Consider the following 24,245-nt stretch of genomic DNA (forward strand, 5'->3'; position numbering starts at 1 on the left):
CGCCGAAAAGTTGCGGGCGCTTCCCTGGCGTTGGGTTTGACTCAGCTGTTGGGCGTGTCTCCGCTGTTGGCTTTGACGCCGGTGGCGGCCCAGCCGGCGCCCGCCTCCCCTGTGAACACGCAGCAGGCAACTACTCAAGAAACACCGGCCCGTCAGATGCCTCAAGTGCAGGGTGGCGATCCCGCCTCTGAGCTGGAGAACATTGATTTGAAGGTCACGACAGGCCCCCTCAACATTTCTCAGGGCGGTATCGTGTCGGTGACAACCTCTCCGTTGAGCGCCGAGTTTAGGCAGAAGTACACGTTCCACGAGCTCGCGTTGGTGGAACGTGGTTCCACGTACGTCCATGTCGGGCATCATAATTATGTTCCCCTCACTCAGTACGGTGGGATGGTCGAGGACCTCAAGCAGCAGGGTAATGTGCGAGAGAACCCGGATGGCAGCCTCACTTTCACGCTCGTTGTTCCCGCCCATATTGTTGAGGCTAAAGAGGGGACTCTCTTCGATACGGTACTGACGTATTACCCGTCGAATGAGTATGCGCCGGATCCGTTGACGTGGTCGAATCGCCGGGTAGTCCGCACTCCTACCGATGTGGTGCAGGACGCTAAACCTACGAAGACCACCTACCTTTTCAGTTCATCTTCTATCGAGCACCCGGAAGAGGATACAACCCTGACGGTTGAGGGTTTCCATATCCTCTCGAAAAGCACCTTTTGGGGTCCTGAAGGCCCGGCGGTCCTGACCCTCTATGAGGTTGATCCGGTGACCGGGCAGGGTATTGGTTCGCCTGTGTTTATGCAGAATCTGAATTACACCAGGTGCAATCAGTACTGTGATAGTTTCTTGAACGACCATTTCAGTACGGCTATCACGATTCCCGGGGGTACTCTCAAAGCGGGCAGGCTGTACAGGATTGGTTTCTACGGCGGTGGTTATCCTGGCCCGGGTTCCGAGGAATACCCTGGTGCATGGATGACCGATGTGGCAGATTTCATCCCGGTAGGTACCCCGGAGCAAGATGCAGCTCCCACCAGCATCTACGTCTCGGGAGATAAGATGAGCCCTTATCGCGAGAATAATACTTTGAAGGTGACTGTTTTGGGTCTGCCGCCGCTGACCAAGGGCTACTACCGTTTCTCCTTGCAGCCGATTGATGATCATGGCCGTCCGACCGGGCAGAAGTCTTGGGAGAAAGTGATTCCTGCCGAGAGCATTCAGAAGGGTCGTACGGCGCAGACGCTTTCTCTTCCCGGCTATGCCCTGAATTTTGAGGTGGCCTATAGGCTCTTTGTGGAGAAGGTAACCCCAAATCAGGGTGACACTGTCGATTCGGTTGAGCAGGTTGCTTCCAAAGACCTGGACTTGGATATCAGTCAGGAACGGGAAATGGAGGCTGCCAGGAAATGGATTGTGAACCGTCAAATTCTGCCAGGCTACCCCACTGATCGCGATTGGGAATCAGTGAACCGCCGTTCTGTGACGGTGGCACTGTATCGGTTAGCGGGCGCGCCGCAGGTTGAGCTTCCTGCAGTCAGCCCTTACACGGATATTACGCCGGATGACCCTGACTATACCGCGATTATTTGGGCTCGTCAGCGGGGTATTACGTTCGGTTGGGTTGATGGTCGCTTCCACCCGAATGAGCCGCTTTCGGACCGTTCCACGGCTGCGTTCCTCTACAGGTATCAGCGATCCCAGGGGGAGGTGTCGCCAAGCTTGCCGACGTCTCCTTCGCTACCGGACTCTACCCCGAAGAAACAGACGCATTTCCCGTATAGCTCTCATTGGCGGCTCTGGATCAGCCCGGAGACTGCTTTTTCACGTGAGTCTCGTTGGGCTATTGAGCGACGTATCTGGGGTTACATGCCTGATCAAGGTTACTTCTATGAGAGCTTTGAGGGCTTCAAGATGTCGTACCGTCAGGTGGCTGTGATGCTATACCGTATGGAGCACGGAGGCAGCCACCTCAGGTAACGCCCGGTCGCGGTGAGGGGGTAACCGGTGGGCTGGGATGCTCGACGTAGTTCGGCTTTTCAGCCCGCCGGTGCCGCCTCGGTTGCCCTCTCACCAGCGTTCTCTCTTGCCTGACACCAGGCTTTACGGGTCTCCCCTAGCCTGGCTTTTCAGAATCTATCCGCTCAACTTCTTCACTCACTTCATCTACTCACTCACTTCAATCACCGTATAAATTTTGTAGATGGGATTATGATGTCTTCATTCTTCGCCCCACGAGGTGCCCCACACCATTCTGATACCCCGCGCCACCCGGCGAGCGCCCGCGCGCTCAGCCTTTCCCTGTTGCTGGGTTTGAGCCCGCTTGCAGGTATCACTCCGGCGGCGCTGGCGGCGCCTCAAGAAACACCCGCCCAGAACGCGCCTGCCCAGAACAAACCTGCGCAGAACGAACCTGCGCAGAACACTCCCGTGCAGGGTGCTAAGCAGGATGCTTCCCTGCCGACCCTGCGCGTGTCCAGCGGCTCCCTCGACATTCTTCACGGCGGTACCGTGCACGTGGAGGGTACCGGGCTGAGCCCCGAGTTCTTGGCGCATCATGAGCTGCGTAGCCTCACGATTGCCCCGAAGGGCTCTTCGACCTACGCTAACCCCTACCAGAAGCTTGATCACCGCGGCCTTGTCTTTGACGCCCCGAAACCGGCTGCTGACGGCAGTTTCAGCGCTGACCTGACGGTTCCGGCGAATAGCCTGCCGGCAAACCTGGAGTACGAGGTTATTCTCACCTACCGCCCCGTAGATGAGGCGCACCCCTATGCGTGGAATACTGAGGATCGCGTCCGTACGGCGCTGCCGGTGGAGTTCAACCTCCCGAAGGCGCAGCTCCCCTCCATCACCTATGATGTTTCGGCTATTTCTGAGGAGCAGATTGCTTCCGGTCAGCCGATTGAGGTGACGCTGACGGGTACCGGTTTTCAGGATGTCAGCTCCGTGAAGTTCACCCTATCCGAGCATGATGAGCAGGGAAAGGTCACGAACGATAATGTGGCTTCGCTTGGTGAGCTGAAGGCACCGGATACGGAAGAGAATCAGCGCATTTTCAAGGGCCTGATTCCTAACGGCTATTTCCAGAAGAAGGTCACTATCCCTGCGGGAGTCTTGAAGTCCGGTAAGGGATATTCCCTGGGTGTTTCCGGTGTAGAAACCCACGGGTGGAATAAGCTGACGCGTAAGTTCCCCTTCGTTCCGGTGGGCAATAACCCTGCGCGCATGGCGTATCAGGATAATTCGTTCAGGAATACCCTGCCGAAGGTATCTGTTGCTGCGCAGGATTTTGATCCCGGTCAGGACCGCGTCTATAAGGTGACTATTTCTAATATTTCACCCGAGGTTGACCTGGGGTACTACATTGACTCTGTGTCGATTTATAACGCTACCTCTGGTGAGCAGGGATATTTTGCGAGGAATGATGTAGCGGGTCAATACTATAAGCGTGACGAGCTGGTAACCCGCAATGCTGACGGCACTCTGACCGTGGAGGTTGAGTATAAGGCTCATGGTGATTCCTACAATAGGCCTTCTTCTCGCGGTTCGATGGCTGAAGTGCGTGTGGTGTTCTCGGACTCTCAGTATTCGTACGGTAGCCATAAGTTCACGGTGAGCGCGCAGCTTCCGATGGCGCCTCTTGCCGCTGATGCTGTTGATTCGGAGAACCCGGGGAATGTTGAGTTGAAGGTGACTTCGGGAACCCTCAATATTTCTCAGGGCGGTACGGTGTCGGTGACGACTTCCCCGTTGAGCCCCGAGTTCCGTAAGAAGTACACTTTCTACGAGCTGGCTCTGGTGCAGCGCGGGTCGGTGTACGTGTATGCGGAGCACAATAGTTATGAGCCTCTCGACGAGTACGGCGGAATGCTCAAGGATTTGGTGCATCAGGTGCGGGAGAACCCGGACGGTAGCCTCACCTACACGTTTAAGGTTCCCCCGCAGTACGTTGAGGCTGCCGACGGTGAGCTCTTCGATGTGGTGATGACGTACTACCCGTCGGATGAAACTGAGCCGGAACCTTCGAGTAGGTCGAACCGTTTGTATGCCCGCGCCCATATTGATGTGGTTCAGGAAGCGCAGCCGACCCGTGGAACCTACACCTTCAGTCAGTCCGCTATCGATAACCCGTGGAAGGATACGACGCTGCGGGTTGAGGGACGCCATATCCTCTCCCAGGCTAGTGAAATGGTTGGTAATGATTGGCCGGTCATCGCTATCTATGAGGCTGACCCTGCAACGGGAAAGATGGTGGGTGAGCCTGTGTTCACTCAGCGGGATGACTACACGTACTACGGGGTTAACACCAGGTGGTTCCGCAATAACTATTTCAGTGCGGAGCTGAAGATTCCTGCGGGTACGTTGAAGCCGGGCAAGCTCTACTTTATTGGTATGTATGGGAACGGGTTGCCTTACCCCGGCATGGAAGATTCTCCGGGTTCTATGCTGAATGATGTTGCGGAGTTCCTTCCGGTGCATTCTCCCGAGCAGGACTCTGCGGGGCCCACGCTGCACCTTGGGTCGGTGGGGCTGAACCCGTACGCGCGGACGAACTTGTTTACGGCGCGCACTACCGGGCTCTCTGCACCGGGTGAAGGATCGTACCGCCTCTCGGTGCAGCATGTTGATGAGCAGGGGCGTTTGACCGGTCAGACGGTGTTCCAGCAGGCGATTCCCGCTGATCGCATCCAGGATGGCAGGGTGGAGCTGAATCTGACGATTGATCAGCAGCTGAGCTATTCGGGCGCTTATCGTCTGGTCTTGGAGAAGGTCACCCCCGGTAAGGATGGTGCTGGCGAGTCGGTGGAGCAGCTTGCTGTCGAGGATATTCCTCTGAAGCTGACGCGTGAGGATGAGTTGCAGGCGGCTGAGCAGTGGTTTGCTGAGCGTGATATTTTGCCTAATCCTTCGCCGATGTCCTGGCATAGCGGTATGACGCGCCACGATGTGACGGTGTCGCTGTACCGTCTGGCGGGTTCCCCGAAGGTTGAGCTGCCTGCTTTTAGCCCGTACGCGGATGTGGCAACAAGCGACCCGGACTACGCCGCGTACATTTGGGCTCGTCAGAGGGGCATTACCTTCGGCTGGATTGATGGTAAGTTCCACCCGGAGGTGAAGCTTTCGGCCCCGTCGACGGTGGCGTTCCTGTACAGGTATCAGAAGGCGATGGGTCAGGCCATTCCGAAGGCACCGACCTCTGCCTCGCTGCCGAAGAACAGTAGCCTGCCGGGCAATAATGACGCGCCCCGGAGTGCTAGCGGCTGGCAGCATAAGGTTCGTCAGGGTAGCGCTTTCTGGCGTGAGGCTCAGTGGGCTGTTGATCACCGCATGTGGGGTTACCGCATTGACGGGGAATACGCTTATGAGGACTTTGATAGGTCTTTCGTTTCCGCTGGTGATTTGGCGTTGATGCTCTACCGTTTGGAGCACGGCGGCAGCCACCTCAGGTAGCGCGGTCGTGGTAACCGGTGGGCTGGAATGCTCGACATAGTTCGGCTTTTCAGCCCACCGGTGTTGCTTCTGTTTTTCTTCCCTGCCTCTGCGAGTTCTTGTGCCCGACACCGGGCTTTACGGGGCTTCTTCTCCCCTGTTCGAGGTTTTTCTTCTCACGCTTTATCCGCTCAACTTCTTCACTTGCTTCGTCTACTCGCTCGCTTCACTCACCGTACAGTTTTTTGTAGATGGGATAATGATGTCTTCATTCTTCACACCACGAGGCGCCCGGTGCCGCTCAACTGCGCCGCGCCACCCGGCGAGCGCCCGCGCGCTCAGCCTGTCATTACTGCTGGGTTTGAGCCCGCTTGCCGGTATCACCCCGGCGGCACTCGCAACGCCGGCACAGGCTACACCTGAGCAGCAGGCGCAGCCGGCGCAGGCGACCCCCGCCTCCCCCGCTGCAACTCAAGAAGATGCTGACGAACCCACGTATTCGCTTCCGGAGGTAGATGAATCTCGCCATCCTGAAATGGAAGGGTTTACAGTCTCTCCCGAGACTCTCAACATTACTCGAGGAGGCACCGTCACGCTGACGACGCCTCCGCTCAGTGCTGAATTCCGTCAGAATTACGAATTCTACGAATTTTCTCTGGTTGATCGCGGTTCTTCGTACTTCAAAGCCGCGCATGCCCGCATTGACGGATATGCCTACTTTGGCTACCTCTTTGACCGTGAGCCCAACCCGAAGCAGATGGTAGAAAACCCAGACGGGAGCTACACCTTCTTCCTCAATATTGGGCCGTACATTATTGAGGCTAATGAAGGCACTCTTTTCGACGTCATTTTGACGTACCACAAGAAGGGCCACCGGGAGGATTTTTGGCCGTCCGAATTCCGTTTTGTGGCGCGTGCACCTATTAATGTTGTGCAGGACCCTAAGCCGACTGAGACGACGTACATTTTCAGTGTGCCCGCAATTGATGACCCGTGGAAGGATACGACTCTGACGATTGAGGGGTTCCATATCCTTACGAGCGGTAGTCGAGAGGGCAAGGATGGCCCCGCGCTTCTGGCTTTTTATGAAGTCGACCCGAAGACCGGAAAGATTGTAGGCGAACCAGAATTCACCACTCGGATTCCGTACCCGGCTTCCCGTAGTGGAGAGCGCGTTTATTTCCTGAATTGGCATTTTAAGACGTCTATTACGATTCCTGGGGGAACGCTTAAGCCGGGTAAGGTCTATAAGATTGGTTTCTACGGTAAAGACCGTCCGGAGGATGAGAATTACCCCGGTGAGTTGCTGAATGATGTTGCAGATTTCATCCCGGTACGTTCGCTTAATAAGGAATCGGCTAGCCCTGAGATGTTTCTGAAGGCTACGACGGTGAGCCCTTATGATGAGGAAAATATCCTTCAGGTACGCGCCGTCGGCTTGAAGAAGCAGCCTGGGGTCTCTTACCGTTTCTCGATGCAGCATGTTGACGCGCAGGGACTTCTGGCCAGTCAGAAAACGCTGGTGCAGGAGATTGCTGCTGAGAACATCCATGACGGCACGGTGGATGAGAAGCTGAACGTCCCCGGTGCGCCGCTGAATTATGACGGCTCGTACAGGCTCTTCTTGGAAAAGGTGACTGCCGGCAAGGACGGTACGGTTGAGTCGGTTGAGCAGCTTACTTCGAAGGATCTACAGCTGCAGTTTACGAAGAATAAGGAGGTCAACGCCGCCTGGGCATGGTTTAAGCGCCGTCAGGTTCTTCCTGAGTTTTCTTCTTTGAGTGAGGGACGCGATATGACGCGCCGCGATGTGACGGTGGCATTGTACCGCCTGGCGGGTTCCCCGAAGGTTGAGCTTCCGGCGACGAGCCCTTATGGAGATATCGCTCCGGATGATCCGGACTACGCCGCGTATATTTGGGCTCGTCAGAAGGGCATTACGTTCGGTTGGGCGGATGGGAATTTCCACCCGGAGATGAACATGCACAATTATTCGACGGCGGCGTTCCTGTATAGGTATCAGCGTTCGCGCGGTAAGGTGTCTCCCGGCTCGCCGACTGCCGCACCGCAGTCTCGTAACGGTAGCCTGCCGGGGTCGGATGAATCTGAGGTGAGCGCTAACCCATGGGTTCTGGATTTGGAGGAGGGTAGCGCTTTCTGGCGTGAATCTCGGTGGGCTGTTCAGCAACGCATTTGGGGCTACACCGGGGATTGGGAACACGAACGCTTTTTCATGGAGACAACGTCCGTCTATGACTTGGCGTTGATGCTGTACCGCATGGAGCACGGCGGCAGCCACCTCAAGTAGTTGCCCTGAAATAGTTATTCCTGAAGTAGCTATTTGAGAGTCGTCCCCTGCGGCCACACGGCATATTGTTGTGTTGCTTTACAATCGGTGATGGCGGGCTGAAATTTTCGGGCTGATTCGCCCGACTTTTCAGCCCGCCAGCACTTTCGCTAAGACGCGCTGTGCGCCCCCCCTTTCTACTCAACTTTTCGTTCATTTCTCCCCTTCCACTCAACGTTTTCCCTCACTCGCTTCAATCACCGTACAGAATGCCACTGTGCAGAAAACCACCCTGCAAAAACCACCGTGTAAAGCCGCGGTATAGAAAGCACAGTGCAGAACATTAGATGGGATAACCGTGTCTTCTTTCTTCCGACCAACCACAGTTCAGGGCGCTAAGACGCCTGCCCAGAAAATCCGCATTCAAAATGCCCAGAGTAAAAAGGCAATCAGCCTCTCCCTGTTGCTGGGCATGACCCCGGCGCTGGCGGTCACCCCTGCTGCGCATGCTGATGCGGCACAGACGAAACCCGCACAGGTGGAGCCTGCTCAAGCGGATCCGGCGAGCCCCGTCTCCCCTGCCGCATCGTTGCAGGCAACCCCCGTAGCTACCGTCCCCGGCGCCGCTGAGGCGGATGCCGCAACCGGTATTAGCGATGCTGACAAGATTGATTTGAAGGTCACCACCGGCACTCTCAATATTTCTCAGGGCGGCACGGTGTCCGTGACGACTTCCCCGTTGACCCCCGAGTTCCGTAAGAAGTACAAGCTCTTCCAGTTCGGCCTCGTGAACCGTGGTACCGGTTACGAGTGGTCCCGTACCGGCGAGGCAACCCAGAATCCCCTGTACAGCGGCAGGGTCGATCATCTTCGAGAAGACGGTATCGTCCACGACAACCCGGACGGGAGCATCACCTTCACCTTCGAGGTCAAGAAGCAGACCATCCGGGCAACCCCTTCGCCTGCCCTTGACGTGGTGCTGACCTACTATCCGGCGGGCGAGCGCGAACCGAACGCCGAGGAGTATGAGGACCCCCGCCTTACTGCCCGCACTCCGCTCAGCCTGACTCAGGACCCTGAGCCGGATCATACTACTTATGTGTACAGCATGCCGGCGATTGATAATCCCTGGGTTGATACGCAGCTGACGATTGAGGGCTACCATATTCTCTCTAAGCAGCTTCTTGAGCCGGGGAGTGCCCCAGCATATCTGATGCTGTATGAGGTTGACCCCGCCACGGGTTTGATGGTGGGCAAGCCCGTTTTCACTCATGCAGTTCGTTATACGGATTGCGGTGAATACTATTGCTGGAGCTTCCTCAACAACTATTTCTCTGCGGATGTGACAATTCCTGCGGGTACTCTGCGACCGGGCAAGTCGTACATGATCGGCGTCTACAGCGGCTTCTTCCCGAATCCGGATGAGGAGAAGGTACCCGGTAGCCTTTTGACGGATGTTGCCCCGTTTATTCCGGTGCGCTCGCCCAACTCGAACACCGAGGTGAAGGATGCCGCCCCGGTTCTGCGCGTTGAGCCGCAGCAGATGGACCAATATCGTTCTGATTCACCGCAGGTGAGCCCCTATTGGGAGAAGAACACGTTGCAGGTGCGTGCCGTGAACCTGCCAAAGCTCACTGAGGGCCATTACCGTTTCTCTATGCAGGCTACGGATGCTTCTGGCAATCTGACCGGCCAGAAGGCGCTGGAGCAGGATATTGCGGCTGACCGCATCCAGAGCGGTTACACGGAGGCGACGCTCACTGTTCCCGGTGAGGCGCTGAATTATCAGGGCGGTTACAAGCTGGTGGTGGAGAAGGTTCTTCCCGGTCAGGGTGGTGCCGCGGATTCTGTACAGCAGGTTGTTTCTACTGACATTGATTTGGTGGTGAACGCGTTTGAGGAGCGGGAGGCTGCGAAGAGGTGGTACAAGGCTCAGCAGCTTCCCAAGTCAGAGCTCTATTATTCTGAGAATATGACGCGCCGTGATCTGACGGTGGCTCTCTATATGTTGGCGGGTTCGCCGAAGGTTGAGCTTCCGGAGACCAGCCCGTATCCGGATGTTCAGCCCAACGACCCGGACTACGCCGCATATATTTGGGCTCGCCAGAAGGGCATTACGTTCGGTTGGATTGATGGTAGTTTCCACCCGGATGCGAAGGTTTACGATTCTTCGGCGGTGGCGTTCCTGTATAGGTATCAGAGGGCGCAGGGTAAGGTTCCTGCGGCGAAACCTCGTCCTGTTTCTTCGGCGTCAAAGAAGAGTAGCCTGCCGGGTGGTTCTTCTGAACGTGGGTGGAATACTGTTCTCGGCTGGCATTACTCGTTCCATAAGGAGTCCCAGTGGGCGATTGATCAGCACATTTGGGGTTATATCAGCGAACAGTCTACCTATGAGGCGTATGGGCAGTCGTTTATTGGGCACACGGAACTCGCTACGATGCTGTACCGCATGGAGCACGGCGGCAGCCGTCTCACATAGTGTCTCGCCGTGGCGTTAGCTATTTTGGTTGGCTTTCGTCAAATAGGCGACTTTATGGCTCTGTTTATGTGCCACTTTTATTGTGGGTGACTTTTATGTTGCCTTGCCCACCGCATTGTGAATATTCTCAACCTGCAGAGGTTGCATAGGTGCGAATTTTTCGAATGCGGTGGGTTTTTTACGCTTTCTTTTTTGTACAGTGACCAGTGTTTGTGCTTATCAGCACACTATTTAGGCATATTTTCCACGTCATGCACATACTTTTTAAAGCTATACTTCACCTTAAGACATGCGATAAAACACACAGGCATTTTTCGCACTGATGACCTTTCAGGTTCCAGCACGTCTTAACTATTTGCTACGGTGTTTATGCGCACCACACTCGATGCGTGACACCGATAAAAACTGATTGGATAACAATGTCCTCACTTCCCAACCACATGCGCTTTGCGCTACCCAAAAATGTGGCCAAGAGCAGCTGCGCCATCACCCTGGCTGGCGCTATGCTCTTGCCTCTCTCCCCCGCGTTTGCCGCACCTGCTACTCCGGTAGCAACCCAGGCTGTTGAACAGGGCGAGGCTCAGGGTGCTCAGCGTCTGCAGGTTACCTCCGGCACTTTTGATATTCTCAAGGGCGGCAACGTGACGGTTAGCGGCTCCGGTTTCTCCAAGGACTTCGTTCAGGGCAAGTCGTTCCGCCTGTACGTTGTTCCGAAGGGTGAAAGCGTCGCTTTCCCGCCGCACCACCCGCGTGATTACCCCTTCTATGTTCAGGATGTTCCCGCCTCCGCCTTTGCGGCTGACGGCACCGTGAACCTGACCGCTTCTATCGGCGCTAACTATCTGGAGGCCAATGGCTCGTCCTTCGATGTTGTGCTCGGTTACCGCGATGACGCTGAAGACGGCTGGATTCCCGCGGATGAGGTTCGTACTGAGCTGAAGGTCGCGGATGTTCCCACCGTTGATTCCCCTACCCTGTCGTACAGCGCTTCGTCGGTGAATGCTTCTGAGAACGCTAAGGTCACTGTGAACGGTGCTGGCTTCCAGAACATTTCGTACAACGGTAGCGAGTCGCTGATTGTTGCGGTTCGTGCGGTTGATCCGGCGACCGGCAAGGCGACCGGCCCCGCGCTGGCTCAGTCGGAGGCTAAGTTCACCTCCTACTCTGCGTTCTTCGGCCAGTACATGGGTTACACCAACGGCCGCTTCTCGACTGTTCTGGACATCCCGGCGGGTACCCTGAAGTCCGGTAGCTCCTACGTTGTGCAGACTTTCGAGTTCAATGTTCCGGAAGATAACGATGAGGCGAACAACCAGGCACTGAGCACTCAGGCGTTTGTTCCGGTGAACGGCGAGAACGCTAAGACTGCTTCGCCTTCGGTGTCCCTGAGCACTGACAAGGTTGATCTGAGCTCTTCGACCACTATCCGTGTAAAGGGTAAGGACTTCAAGGTTCCGGCTGGCGCTACCGTGAACGTTCTGTTCTCTGAGGCTGAGGCTGACGGCAACCCGACCGGTGAGGCTCTGGATAGCATCACTCTGAGCGCTGACCGCGTGGCAACCGGCGCGTTTGAGACGACCGTTAACGTTGACGGCACCAAGCTGGACGCTGATGGCCACTACGCTATTTTCGTGACCGTGAACTACGCCGATGGTGACAGCGAGCGCATCGCGGCTGATTACCTGACTTTGACCGGTGAGTCTGCGAACAAGAAGGCTCGTGAGCGTTTCGCTGATGTTCCGGCTGCTCACGCGAACCACAAGGCTGTTCTGTGGGCTGCTGATCAGAAGCTGATTGATTCTCGTGAGAAGGATTGGTTCGGCGTTAATGATGATGCGACCCGCGGTGAGCTGACTGTTGCACTGTACCGTATGGCTGGTTCCCCGAAGGTTACCCTGCCGGCTACTAGCCCGTACCCGGATGTGAAGACCGATGACCCGAACTACACTGCGTACATTTGGGCTCGTCAGAAGGGCATTACTTTCGGCTGGTCTGATGGTAAGTTCCACGCGAATGCGTCTGTTTCTAACGCTACTGTTGCGGCGTTCCTGTACCGTTTCGATGGTAAGAAGCCGGTTGTTGCGACTGAGGCGCCGTACACCGATGTAAAGGTCGGCTCTGCGTTCTACCGTGAGATTACTTGGGCTAAGCAGCAGAAGCTACAGGTTTTCCCGGGTTCTGAGTACCACCCGTCTGCGCTGGTGAGCCGTGGTGAGCTGGCTGGTTTCTTGATGAACTACAAGGTCCGCTAGGGCTCTATAAGGTTCGCTAGGACTAGTCTCTAGGGTCTATGGATTATGCCGGGCTGGCGGCGATGAAACATTGGTTTTATCCCGCTGACCCGGCTTTTCTGTGCTCTTGCGGGGTGTTTATGAGGTGTCTGCAGGGTATCTGTAGGGGTGTGGTGAGCTGGGCTGTTGTCCGCTAATGTTCCGCGGTTTTTCGAGGTATTTTTGCCGGCTAACACGCTAATGTGGGCTGTACCGCATGTGGGGCGCACCTCATGCGGTACCCGCTATTGGGCGGATTTTTGGGGTGCTCCACTCCCCTTTTTAAGAATGTTCTGTGGAGTGTAAATTAATATTTTTCAAGCTGTGGTTTATGCTTAGGACTGTTGCGCCCCCTTAGTGCGCACCCTTATCCGGCTGGGTGCGTAGAAGAACTAGAGGGAGCCCTGCACACACCGATACATCAACCACATTGAGGATTTATGTCCCAGAATTTTAAGCAGTCGACTGATACTGCCCATAATTCTTCTGCACCTCTGCTGGCACCGGAGGGCACCCCCGAGGCTTCTTCTCAGGCTGAGTCGAAGAAGCGTAAGCGCCGCCGTATTGAGCTGGCTGTTGGCGCTGTGGCGTTGGCGGGTGTTTTGTATCTGCCGTTCTCACCTCTTTTCTCTTTTTATGATTCGTCGGAGGCGCGTCTTTCTTCGGCGGATACTGCTGCGCCGGTAGCTGCTTCGGTGCCTGCTACCTCCTCTCCTCTGGCGTCGAGTTCTTCGACTCAGGGCCCGAAGATTCTGCGTCCGTCCGTGACTGCGCCGGATGCGAACACTATTTTTGCTGATGCTCCCGAGGACTCTGCGTACTATGCGGGTATCCGTTGGGCTGTTCGTACTGAGACTATGCTTCCGGTTTCTGAGGACCATTTTGGTGCTGAGGATCCGGTGACTCGTGGCGAGCTGATCACCATGTTCTATAAGCTGGCGGGTTCGCCGGCAGTGACCCGTCCGGAGCATTCGCCGTATGCAGATGTTGATGAGTCTGACCCGAACTATGATGCGTACCTGTGGGCGCGTCAGGAGCGTATTACGTCCGGTTGGGTTGATGGTAAGTTCCATGCGGAGGCGCGTCTGTCGAATGCTTCTGCGGCGGCTTTGCTGTACCGTGCTGATGGTGCGCAGAAGATTCAGATGTCGGGTTCTTCGCCGTTTAGCGATGTTTCGTCTGTGACTCCGTTCTACCGTCAGATTGTGTGGGCGTCTCGTCGTGGTGTGTCTACGGTGTCTGAGGGTAATGCTTTTGAGCCGACGGCTCAGACGTCTCGTGGTCGTGTTGCGATGATGATGTACCTGTACTTCCGCACTTCCTAGTTTTTGCACTTCCTAGTTTCTGTGCTTTGTTTTAGCGCTTTGCTTTAGCGTGTTTGGCGGCCCCGCACTCTTGTTTGGGAGTGCGGGGTTCTTTTTTCGGGCTTTAGCCTGCTGGGCTCAGTTTTTAGCGGCTGGTCAACCTGGGAAAACCCTCAGAACCTTCAAGTCTCTCTTGAGTGTTTCCTGACATCTGTTCAGCCCTTTGATAGGGTGAAATTGTCCCCGAAATTGACGGGGATATTCGACCACTTCTCATTGGGTTGGCGCAGATTCGACGAAGATTTCTCACCCCAGAAACCCTATGAAACTGCATCATCCCGGTGGGTACGACCCGTAAGGATGATGTATGTCCCCGCTTCCGAACTCTAAGTCTTCTTTCCTCCGTGCGGCGCAGGGATGCGGCGCACTGGTGCTGGCTGGTGCGATGGTTCTGCCGATGACTCCGGCACTCGCCCAGGATGCGGCACCTGCCGCTAATGCACCGATGGCAAATGCTGTGACCCCCAAGCCTGCAGCTCAGGACGCTGCGGCACAGCCGACGTACTCCACCGACTATGACACCATTTTTTACACCGGTGAGGGCGGCACCGTGACCCTGAAGGGTACCGGTTTCACCAAGGAATGGCGTGAGCAGCACGGCACCGTTGTCTTCTACATTGCTGCTACGAAGGATCGCCCCGGTAATGCTGAGCCTTCCACCTCGATGCTTCGTTTTGAAGAGGGTAAGGACTTCACCATTGCTGATGACGGTACTTTTGAGGCAAAGCTGACCGTCAAGGCTAAGGCGCTGGAGAGTTTCTACACTCCCATCGATTATTTCCCGGGTATCACCCTGGATGAGGTGCGTTACGAGACGGGTATTTTGACCGAGGCTAAGGGTCAGCCGCAGTCGAGCATTGAGGATATTTGGGCTCGCAAGAACGTTATCGCCCACCACCCGATGTACACCCGCGCTTACCATCCGCAGGTCCTGGCACCTAAGTGGAAGTATGATGCCCTGAAGGACACTACGAAGGATCAGGAGCTGCTGATTCAGGGTGAGGGTTTCGTTGGGGAGGAACTGCCTGGCCGTGAGGGTGCCATGTACGTGATTCGTGAGAAGGGCACCGGCACCCCCGTCCTGGCGATGAGCGATATGAAGTCCTACTATGAAGGTCCCGATGGCGTAACCCGCCTGGAGGGAGGCACTCTTTACCGCACCATCAAGCTCCCCGCAAACACCCTGGATCCGTCTAAGCAGTACGTCATTGAGGCGTGGAGCGACTACGACTACGACCTCACCAAGAAGGACAGGCCCCTCATCACCCCGATTGTGGGTTTGGCGCCGGAGCACCGCGGTGTTCTTATGGCTCACCAGGATCTGAAGTTTGAGGGTGTTCCGGACTTCACGGATGCTACTGTGCCCAAGGGAGAATACAAGACCCTGACTTCGAAGCTCACCTACCAGGAGCAACAGCAGCGTGCTACCCGCGGCGAGTTGACTGCGGCACTGTACGCTCAGGCTGGTAGCCCCAAGGTGAACCTCCCGGCAGTCTCCCCCTGGCCGGATGTGAAGACCACCGACCCGAACTACACCGCTTACGTGTGGGCTCGTCAGAAGGGTATTACTTTCGGCTGGTCTGATGGTAAGTTCCACGCGGATGCCGGTATTTCGAACGCTACGGTTGCGGCGTTCACCTACCGTGCAGCGGGTTCCCCGGCGGTATCAGGTGTGTCTTCCTTTACCGATGTGAAGCCGAATTCTGCGTTCTACCGTGAGATTCTGTGGTCCACTCAGCAGTATGTCATTAATCCGGATTTCGGCTCTTTTAATGCGACGGACCTGGTGAATCGTGGTCAGTTGGAGCAGATGCTGTTCAATTTCCAGAACCGCGCTAAGTAAGGCGGACTAGTTCTACGCTGAATACCCCGTGTTCTCGAGCAGGTTTTCTGTTCGGGCACACGGGGTTCAGCTTTTACCGGCTGATCAACCTGTGAAATGTCTCAAAACCTTCAAGCCTCCCTTGAGTGTTCCCTGACATCATTTGGAGGGTTTGATAGGGTGAAAATGTCCCCGAAACCGACGGGGCTTCCAACCATTTTTCTCATAGGGCGCGCAGATTCAACGGCGAATTCCCTACCCGCCGTTGAGCCCGCAGAGCCCTGCGAGAAACAACTTTAAGGATGTGTTATGTCCTCGCTTCCGAACTCTAAGTCTTCTTTCCTCCGCGCTGCTCAGGGTTGCGGCGCATTGGCGTTGGCTGGTGCTATGGTTCTGCCGATGACCCCGGCACTGGCTCAGAATGCGGCTCCTGCCGCTGATGCCGCTGTTGCTGCCGCTACCCCTCAGGCAGCTAACCAGGTCGCTGCGGCTACCCCGACCCTTGAGGTTTCCATCCCTGACGGTTACAAGTACGACGGCGTGAACCCCTCCCTCGTCACGACTGAGGGCGGTACCATCCATGTGAAGGGTGCGGGTTACACCAAGGAGTGGCGTGCTCAGCACGGTACCGTGGCGCTGTACATTGCTCCCGCGAACTACGCGCCCTCCGGCTACGAGATTCCGACTTCGAAGATGCTGCGCTTCGTGGAGGGTCAGGACTTCACCATTACCGATGACGGCACTTTTGAGGCTGATCTGAAGGTTGAGGCGTACAAGCTTGCTGCCTACTACTTCATCGATGATGACAACTTCCACGACCCGACCGGCGGCACCAAGTACGATGTCCTCTACGAAATTCGCGTGGTTGCTGAACAGAAGGATCAGAAGCCGCTGACCGCTCAGGAGCTGTGGACCAGCAAGAACGTGGTGAGCACCCAGGTACTGAATACTATGGGTGAGAAGCCGGCGCCGTTCGCACCGCGCCTGGGTTACAACGCTGTGACTGACCCCATAAAATCACAGGATCTGAACGTTGGTGGCCAGGGGTTTAACGGCGATATTCACTCCGTTAGGGGCGTTCAGCTCGTGGTTCGTGAGAAGGGCTCGAACACCCCGGTTCTGGCAACCAGCGACATTATCGAGTTTGACCACCCCACCCAGTCTTCGGCGTACCGTGATGGCAACCTGAACGGTACCGTGAATCTTCCGGCAAACACTCTGAACGCTTCGAAGAAGTACGTGATTGAGGTCTGGGCTAACGACGGTTACGGCAATAACGGTAAGCTGATCGCACCGGTCGTGGGCAGGTCCACCAAGGGCCGCGGTACCCTACTCGCGTGGCAGGACCTGGACCTGAACGGCACGAACGGTTACAGGGAGGCGAACCTGCCCAACGCTCAGGATCCCAAGAAGGATGACAACCAGAAGCCCGATCCTTCCGATGAGAAGCTGGAGACCCTCGCTACCCGCGGTGAGCTCGCAGCTGCCCTGTACATTCAGGCGGGCACCCCCGAGGTGAAGCTGCCTGAAACTTCTCCCTGGCCGGATGTGAAGACCACCGACCCGAACTTCCCCGCGTACGTGTGGGCTCGTCAGAAGGGTATTACCTTCGGCTGGTCGGACGGCAAGTTCCATGCTGATGCAGGCATTTCGAACGCTACCGTTGCGGCGTTCACCTACCGTGCGGCTGGTTCGCCCGCGGTTAAGGGCGACTCCCCGTACAGTGATGTGGCTCCCGGTTCGGCGTTCTACCGTGAGATTCTGTGGGCTCAGCAGAACAAGGTGGTGCTGAACGCTAACGGCGCTTTCGATGCTCAGTACATGGTGACTCATGGTGAGTTGGAGACTCTGATTGAGGCGTTCCAGGCTCGCGCTAAGTAAGGTCGTTTAGCCCGCCCGCATCCCCCTCGGGTTTTACCTTGAGGGCGCGTGCGGTGCATCGGATAACTCTCTGGTTCCCCGTGCTCCCGAATGGTTTTCTGTTCGGGAGCACGGGGTTCAGCTTTTAACAGCTACCGCTGTATGAGATTTCTCGAAACCATAAAGTATTCCTTGAGTGTTTCCTGACAATCGTTCAACGCTTTGATAGGGTGAGGATATCCCCGAAACCGAGGGGGATTTTCAACCACTTTTCTCATCGGGCGTGCGCAGATTCTGCGACCGATTCCCAACCTGCCGGTAAGCTCGCGCAGCCCCGGAGAAATGACCCTAAGGATGTCTTATGTCCTCACTTCCGAACTCTAAGTCTTCATTCCTCCGCGCGGCTCGGAATTGTAGCGCGCTCGCACTGGCGGGCGTGATGGTCCTGCCGCTGACCCCGGCGTCAGCCCAGGACGCAGCGCCCACCGCAAATGTGCCCGTTGCTAACGCGCCGGTTACCAATACCCCCACCCCTGCAACTCAGGACGTTGCGGATGAGCCGTCTTTCACCGTTGTCTATGAGGATTACTACTACCAGGACGGCCGTGACGTCTTCATGCAAGAGGGCGACGGCCTGTACACCGGTGAGGACAGCAAAATTACGGTTCTGGGCAGCGGATTCACCAAGGAGTGGCGCGAGCAGCACGGCAAGGTTGTCATCTACATCGCGCCCGAGGAGAACGTCCCCTATAACGCTCTGCAGATTACCGACACTCTTCTGCGGTTTGAAGAGGGCAAGGACTTCACCATTGACGATGACGGCACCTTTGTCGCCCCGCTGAAGGTTGAAGCTAATACTTTGCCGAGTTACTACACTCTCACGGAGTATTTCCCGGATATGACTCTGGACAAGGTGCGTTACGAGGTTGGCATCCTCGCCGAGCCCGAGGGCCAGCCGCAGTCAACCGTTCAGGATATCTGGGCTCGCAAGAACGTTGTGACGCATCACGGTCTGAGCACCAATGATTATCACTTCGACACCTTCGCACCTAAGTTGAAATACGACGCTTTGAAGGACACCACAAAGGATCAGGAGCTGCTGATTCAGGGTCAGGGCTTCGTAGGGACTGACATCCCCGGCGTTGAGGGCATGATGTACGTCATTCGCGAGAAGGGCACGGGTTCCCCCGTCCTGGTTATGAGCGAGATGAAGCGTTACGTCCACGGTGATGATGAATACGAGACGGGCCTGGAGGGAGGCTTCGCTTTCGTCAATCTCAAGATTCCCGCGAACACGCTGGATCCGTCCAAGCAGTACGTCATTGAGGCGTGGAGCGACTACGGTTACCCCAGCAAGACGGATAAGACTCTCATTACCCCGATGGTGGGTTTTGCCCCGGAGCACCGCGGCGTTCTTTTGGCGCACCAGGATTTGAAGTTTGAGGGTGTCCAGCGGTTCACGAATGCTTACGTACCCGTAGAGGAACGTATGTACTTTTCGACATCGCTGAACGACGAGGAACAGAAGCAGCCTGCCACCCGCGGTGAGCTGGTTTCCTCCCTTTATGAGATGAAGGGCAGCCCCAAGGTGGACCTTCCTGAAGTCTCCCCGTGGCCGGATGTGAAGACGGACGATCCGAACTACGCCGCCTACATTTGGGCTCGTGAAAAGGGTGTTACCTTCGGCGGACCTGACGGAAAGTTCCACGCGGAGGACGGTCTCACGAATGCAACCGTTGCCGCAATGATTTACCGTGCGTCTGGTTCACCGGAAGTATCGGGTGTTTCATCCTTCCCGGATGTTACGCCGGATTCCGCGTTCTACCGTGAGATTCTGTGGGCTACCCAGCAGAATGTTATTACTCCCGAGACCGGCATGTTTGAACCGAATCATGCTGTGACCCGCATTGAATTGGACTGGATGTTGTTCTATTACCGGCATCGCGTGATGAACCCTATCACTACTGGCCTGTATCGCATTGCTAACTAAGTAGGCCAGGCCGGTTCTAGCCCGGGCACCTCGTCACAACGGACGGGGTGCCCGGGCTCTTACGCACTGAGTACGCGGTGAGGGAATCTGCGCGGATTCTTCTAGAGTTCTCACCCCTAGAATTCTCGCCCTAGAGTTCCCACGCGGGGGCTGCGGCGGTGCTTGCCGAGTGCGCGTCATGACCGGTTGCCACGCCGGTGGAGACGGTGAAGTCCCACGGGTCGGTGTTCAGTGCGGACAGCTTCGTTTCGATGGTGAAGCCGCGCTCAGCGAGCAGGGCGCGCAGGCGGTTTGCCGCCGACTGTAGCCAGAGGGATTCGCTGGCGGCGTGGGAGCAATCAATCAGGGCGATGTTGCTACCGTCAACTCGTGCGGTTTCGCGGAATTCGCTGGCGGGGTGGTGGCGCAGGTCGGCGGTAATGTACACCTGCGCGTCGGTGGCGCGCACAGCGTCAAAGAGGGAGTCACCGGCACCACCGCAGAGGGCGATGCGGCGGATCGGCTGGTCAGCGCGTCCAGCGATGCGCAGGCCACCGGCGGTCGCGGGCAATGCCGTAGCGAGGCGTTCTGCGAGTTCCTTGAGGGTGATTTCTTCGGGCAGAGTGCCGAGGCGGCCGGTGCCTACCGCGTGTTCCTGCTCGTCAAGTACCTGGGTTTGTGCTTCGGTGAGCGGTTCGCGGTCAATCAGGCCGATAGCGTCACAGAGTGCTTCGTTCACGCCTTCAACGGCGGCATCTGCGTTGGTGTGCGCGCCGAGCAGTCCGCATCCGCCCTCGATGAGGGTGTGCAGAACATTGCCTTTGTAGTCGCTGTCGGGGATGAACTTTGCGCCGCGGAGCAGCAGCGGGTGGTGGGTGATGAGTAGCTGCGCGCCTTCGGCTACGGCTTCTTCAGCGGTGGCGGTGAGGGCGTCTACTGCGAAGAGGACGGTGCTCACTTTGGCGGCGCCACGTCCGGCGACGAGGCCGGAGGCGTCCCATCCGGCGGCGAGCTGCGGCGGGAAGAGTGTGTGGAAGGCGTCGACGACTTCTGCGAGGGTGGGGGTTTCTAGTTTTTCAGTCATACCTCTATTGTGGCAGGTGACGCGGCGGGGCAGGTGGCGGTTTACGCCGAAGCCTGCGGTAGCGCAGGAATATTGTGCGGCCCTGCGGTGTTCTTTAGGTAGTGTGGATTTCTAAGTGTCAGTTCGATGCTCAATATTCGAGGAGGAATCATGACTGATGTTGTTCTTGCCGGCGGCTGTTTCTGGTGCCTGGATGCGGTGTACCGCCAGTTCCGCGGGGTTGAGGAGAGCGTCTGCGGCTACACGGGCGGCGATACTCCCGACCCTGATTATCGTTCGGTGTGTTCGGGTGCGACCGGGCATCAGGAGGCGCTGAAGCTCAGCTTTGACCCGCAGGTGATTGACCTGGATACGGTGCTGGATATTTTCTTCACGAGCCACGACCCGACCAGCTGGGATCGTCAGGGTGCGGATACCGGTTCGCAGTACCGTTCGGTGCTTTTCTACGCGGATGAGCAGCAGCGTGAGGCGTTTGAGCGTGCGGTGGCGCGTGCTCAGCAGCTGTACTCCTCCCCCATCGTTACGGAGATTAAGCCTCTGGGCGTGTTCTATGAGGCTGAGGAGTATCACCAGAATTATTACGCGTTGAATCCGGCGCAGGGTTATTGTGCGTTTGTGGTGAGCCCGAAGGTGGCTCACGCGCGCCGTAATTTTGCGCATCTGCTCCGTTAACCACTCTGCTAGCCGGTGGGCCCGGTTCAGCCGAGGCGTATTACGTTGTTCACCCCGTAGCTGTCTTTTGTTGTGTGGCAGCTATGGGGTGTCTTCATATGCGCCCGACTATTTGTTATTCGCCGGTGCTTTACGGTTGCTATAAGGTGCGCCCGGTATGATGGGGGTGTCGACTCACTCCCCACATCCGTTGACCTCACCGAAAGACTGCTGATGACTAGCCCCTCTTCTAAGCCCGTCGCCTTGAGCCGCCGCGCCGTGTTGGGTGCGGGCGGTGTTGGTCTTGCCGCTGTGTTGTCTGCGTGTGCGCGTACGGTGCATCCGCCGGTTGATGCTGCCACCTCTGAGTCAGCGAGCGCGAGCCCCTCTGCTTCGTCGACGTTGCCGTCTGCGAATAAGTCGTATAAGGGTAAGGTCACGTTCGATAACTTTGAGAAGAACGGCGAGTACGTTCCTGCCACGGCTGAGAAGAAGGCGCAGAACGTGCCCAAACCGCTCATGCCGGAGAAGGTGCAGGAGCTGAGCATTGACGGTATTTATGCGCTGATTGGCTATTGGATTTCTAGCTTTAATTATTTGGCGTTGACGGGTGATATTGAGCCGTTGAAGAAGACGGACCCGAGTAGCGAATACTATAAGGAGCTTGAGCCGATGGTTAAGCTCTATGAGACAGGGCGCGGCTGGATTTACGATACGAGCGAGCCGATGTCTGTGTACCTGATGACGGACACTCCCACGCAGGTTGAGGGCGACCGTATTCGTTATTTCTGGCGTGCTCGTTCTCTGGTTGACCAGAATGCGAAGAGGCATCTGACGGAGGGGGACAACCGCGATAAGTCGCTGGCTAGGGCAGAAGATTCTCAGGGGCAGGCGATGAGGATTGTTGTGGAGTATAAGGAGGGTGCTTGGTTTATGAGCACTCAGAAAGATAAGGATGCTGATAAGAGCACGGAGTCTGCGAGCCCCTCAGCGTCCTAGTGCACTAATTGCAGCTTTTTAGACCTTTCTTCGCAAAAGGATATAGGTAGTGGTATTTGATATCCATTCATGTGCTTAGGGTATAATGATGGTGTCAACTCACTCTATTTCCTTTGTTGACTTCTTTTGAAAGGCTGATTATGACGAGCCCTTCCCCCACCTCTGTTGGTATGTCCCGCCGCGTGGCACTGGGTGCAACCGGTGCCGGCGTACTGGCTGCATTGACTGCGTGCGCTAGCGATATTCGCCCGCTGGCTGATGGCTCGGCGTCTAACTCTACTTCCGGTTCTGCTAGTGCATCCGCGAGCGCTTCAGCTAGTGCCTCACCCAGTGCCTCGGCTAGCGCTTCGCCTTCTGCTTCTTCCGGCAAGCATTATAAGGGCCTCGTGAAGTTCGATAACTTCGAGAAGAACGGCGAGTACGTTCCGGCAACCGCCACTCATAAGGCGCAGAATGTGCCGAAGCCTCTCGTTCCGGCGAACATGAACGAGCAGAACGTTGACGGTATTTACGCGTTCGTTGGTTATTGGTTGGCGAGTTCCAACTATCTGCTGATGACCGGCGATACTGAGCCGCTGCAGAAGGTTGAATCTGCGGATTCACTGCAGAATTACCAGAATTTGACGGTTGCCTATGAAAATAATGCGGGCTGGCTCTACGGTGTGGATAGCCCTATGACTCTTGAGTTGCTTTCTGATTCACCACAGAAAATTTCCGGTAGCAGAACTCGTTATGACTGGTTGGCGTACATGAACTACAGCGCCGATATGAAGATTCACATTGAAGGCAGCCCTGATGAACCTTTCATGGAGGATAGTTCGCGGGAACTGACGAAGGTTAGTGTGGAGTACAAGGACGGTAAGTGGATTATGGTCAGCAGTGAGGATGGCTCTTCTGCGACTGACTCTGCCGGCGGGTCTTCTTCTGTCTAAGCACCTACCCTATAGGTAAGGTCTAACGGCTTAAGATAGACTTCTCCCCCGCCTGCGGTAATGCACCGTGGGCGGGGTTTCTTTATGCCGGAACTCGGTGATGCTTTGCTGCGGTATTTAGGTTGCTTTGCAGCGGTATTAGGTTGCTTTGTCATCGGCACTCGATGACGGCTACTGCCGGGTATCTGCGTGTTTGCCGGTATGATGGGGTTGTCAACTCACTCAATTTCCTTTGTTGACTTCCTATGAAAGGCTGATTATGACGAGCCCTTCCCCCATTTCTGCTGGTATGTCCCGCCGCGTGGCGCTGGGTGCGACCGGTGCCGGTGTGCTGGCTGCATTGACTGCGTGCGCTAGCGATATTCGCCCGACGGCTGAAGGTTCGGCGTCTAGCTCCGCTTCTGAAAGCGCCTCGGCCGCTGCTTCCGCATCTGCTTCTTCGGACAAGTCCTATAAGGGCTTTGTGAAGTTCGATAACTTCGAGAAGAACGGCGAATACGTTCCTGCCACTGCCGAGAAGAAGGCGCAGAATGTGCCCAAGCCCCTCGCCCCGGCGAACATGAACGAAGATAACGTTGATGGCATGTATGCGTTCATTGGCTACTGGCTGGCAAGCTTTAACTATGCGCTAATGACCGGTGATACTGAGCCGATGAAGAAGGCTGACCCTGCAGATGTGTATGTGAATGGTCTGCAGGAACTTACGATCATGTACGAGAACGATCTGGGCTGGATGTACGGTACGGATACCCCGGTTACTCTTGAGCTGACTAGTGGTTCACCGAAGAAGGCGTCCGGTAAGGGTACCCGTTACGACTGGCCGGCATACATGAACTACAGCGCCGATGCGAAGATTCACATTGAGGGCAAGTCTGACCAGCCCTTTAAGACCGCTTCTAGCCCGAATGGCAAGCTGGCGAAGGTTGCCGTGGAATACAAGGACGGTAAGTGGATTATGCTCACCGGCGATGAAGGCTCTTCTTCGTCGGCTTCCGCTTCTTCCTCTAGCTCTTCTTCTGTCTAGGCCCCACCATATCGGTTCCGGTCTAACGGTTTGAGGTAGGCTTCTCCCCCGCCTGCGGTAATGCACCGTGGGCG

General features: G+C 56.3%; 14 protein-coding genes. 13 read left to right on the forward strand and 1 reads right to left on the reverse strand.

The annotated features are described in order from the left end of the window. Window positions 1-36: 36 nt before the first annotated feature. The 9 genes from HMPREF2528_RS05900 to HMPREF2528_RS05940 all read left to right on the forward strand — a co-directional run bounded on the left by HMPREF2528_RS05900 (window position 37) and on the right by HMPREF2528_RS05940 (window position 19,502). Window positions 37-1,977 carry an S-layer homology domain-containing protein gene (locus tag HMPREF2528_RS05900; RefSeq protein WP_246823894.1) on the forward strand — a complete coding sequence of 647 codons (1,941 nt, stop codon included), beginning with the start codon at window positions 37-39 and terminating at the stop codon, window positions 1,975-1,977. 231 nt (window positions 1,978-2,208) lie between these two features. Further along, on the forward strand, window positions 2,209-5,451 hold the full coding sequence (locus tag HMPREF2528_RS05905; protein WP_070543135.1) for a siroheme synthase: 3,243 nt from the start codon (window positions 2,209-2,211) through the stop codon (window positions 5,449-5,451). 238 nt (window positions 5,452-5,689) lie between these two features. Further along, entirely contained in the window at window positions 5,690-7,738 is a 2,049-nt protein-coding gene (locus tag HMPREF2528_RS05910; protein WP_083297890.1) for a superoxide dismutase, read from the forward strand. Between the two features lie 337 nt (window positions 7,739-8,075). Then, on the forward strand, window positions 8,076-10,196 hold the full coding sequence (locus HMPREF2528_RS05915; RefSeq protein ID WP_070543140.1) for an S-layer homology domain-containing protein: 2,121 nt from the start codon (window positions 8,076-8,078) through the stop codon (window positions 10,194-10,196). Between the two features lie 419 nt (window positions 10,197-10,615). Next, window positions 10,616-12,448, forward strand: a complete 1,833-nt coding sequence (locus tag HMPREF2528_RS05920; protein ID WP_070543143.1) for an S-layer homology domain-containing protein — start codon at window positions 10,616-10,618, stop codon at window positions 12,446-12,448. A gap of 458 nt (window positions 12,449-12,906) precedes the next feature. Continuing rightward, a complete protein-coding gene (locus tag HMPREF2528_RS05925) occupies window positions 12,907-13,791 on the forward strand; it encodes an S-layer homology domain-containing protein (RefSeq protein WP_049349972.1) in 885 nt (294 codons plus the stop codon). A gap of 346 nt (window positions 13,792-14,137) precedes the next feature. After that, window positions 14,138-15,673, forward strand: coding sequence for an S-layer homology domain-containing protein (locus HMPREF2528_RS05930; protein WP_070543147.1), 1,536 nt, complete (start codon window positions 14,138-14,140; stop codon window positions 15,671-15,673). A gap of 288 nt (window positions 15,674-15,961) precedes the next feature. Further along, entirely contained in the window at window positions 15,962-17,533 is a 1,572-nt protein-coding gene (locus HMPREF2528_RS05935; protein WP_049341403.1) for a hypothetical protein, read from the forward strand. A gap of 340 nt (window positions 17,534-17,873) precedes the next feature. Continuing rightward, a complete protein-coding gene (locus HMPREF2528_RS05940) occupies window positions 17,874-19,502 on the forward strand; it encodes an S-layer homology domain-containing protein (RefSeq protein ID WP_012903679.1) in 1,629 nt (542 codons plus the stop codon). A 130-nt stretch (window positions 19,503-19,632) separates the two neighbouring features. Here HMPREF2528_RS05940 and HMPREF2528_RS05945 read toward each other — a convergent pair whose 3' ends face one another. Then, window positions 19,633-20,565 (reverse strand): Nif3-like dinuclear metal center hexameric protein, encoded by a 933-nt coding sequence (locus tag HMPREF2528_RS05945; protein WP_070543150.1) that lies wholly within the window; start codon window positions 20,563-20,565, stop codon window positions 19,633-19,635. 150 nt (window positions 20,566-20,715) lie between these two features. On the opposite strand from HMPREF2528_RS05945, the gene msrA reads away from it, so the two are divergent. The 4 genes from msrA (at window position 20,716) to HMPREF2528_RS05965 (ending at window position 24,171) form a co-directional block, all read left to right on the forward strand. After that, the gene (gene msrA, locus HMPREF2528_RS05950) at window positions 20,716-21,237 is read left to right on the forward strand and encodes a peptide-methionine (S)-S-oxide reductase MsrA (RefSeq protein ID WP_049345412.1); all 522 of its coding nucleotides are present in this window, start codon (window positions 20,716-20,718) and stop codon (window positions 21,235-21,237) included. A 213-nt stretch (window positions 21,238-21,450) separates the two neighbouring features. After that, window positions 21,451-22,215 (forward strand): DUF6318 family protein, encoded by a 765-nt coding sequence (locus HMPREF2528_RS05955; protein ID WP_044150517.1) that lies wholly within the window; start codon window positions 21,451-21,453, stop codon window positions 22,213-22,215. 140 nt (window positions 22,216-22,355) lie between these two features. Next, window positions 22,356-23,147: a DUF6318 family protein gene (locus tag HMPREF2528_RS05960; RefSeq protein WP_044150520.1), complete on the forward strand. Its 792-nt coding sequence runs from the start codon at window positions 22,356-22,358 to the stop codon at window positions 23,145-23,147. A gap of 259 nt (window positions 23,148-23,406) precedes the next feature. Then, a complete protein-coding gene (locus tag HMPREF2528_RS05965; protein WP_080974517.1) occupies window positions 23,407-24,171 on the forward strand; it encodes a DUF6318 family protein in 765 nt (254 codons plus the stop codon). The last annotated feature ends 74 nt before the right edge of the window (window positions 24,172-24,245 follow it).

The sequence above is a fragment of the Rothia sp. HMSC078H08 genome, assembly GCF_001808955.1.
In the GTDB taxonomy this organism is placed as follows: Bacteria; Actinomycetota; Actinomycetes; order Actinomycetales; family Micrococcaceae; genus Rothia.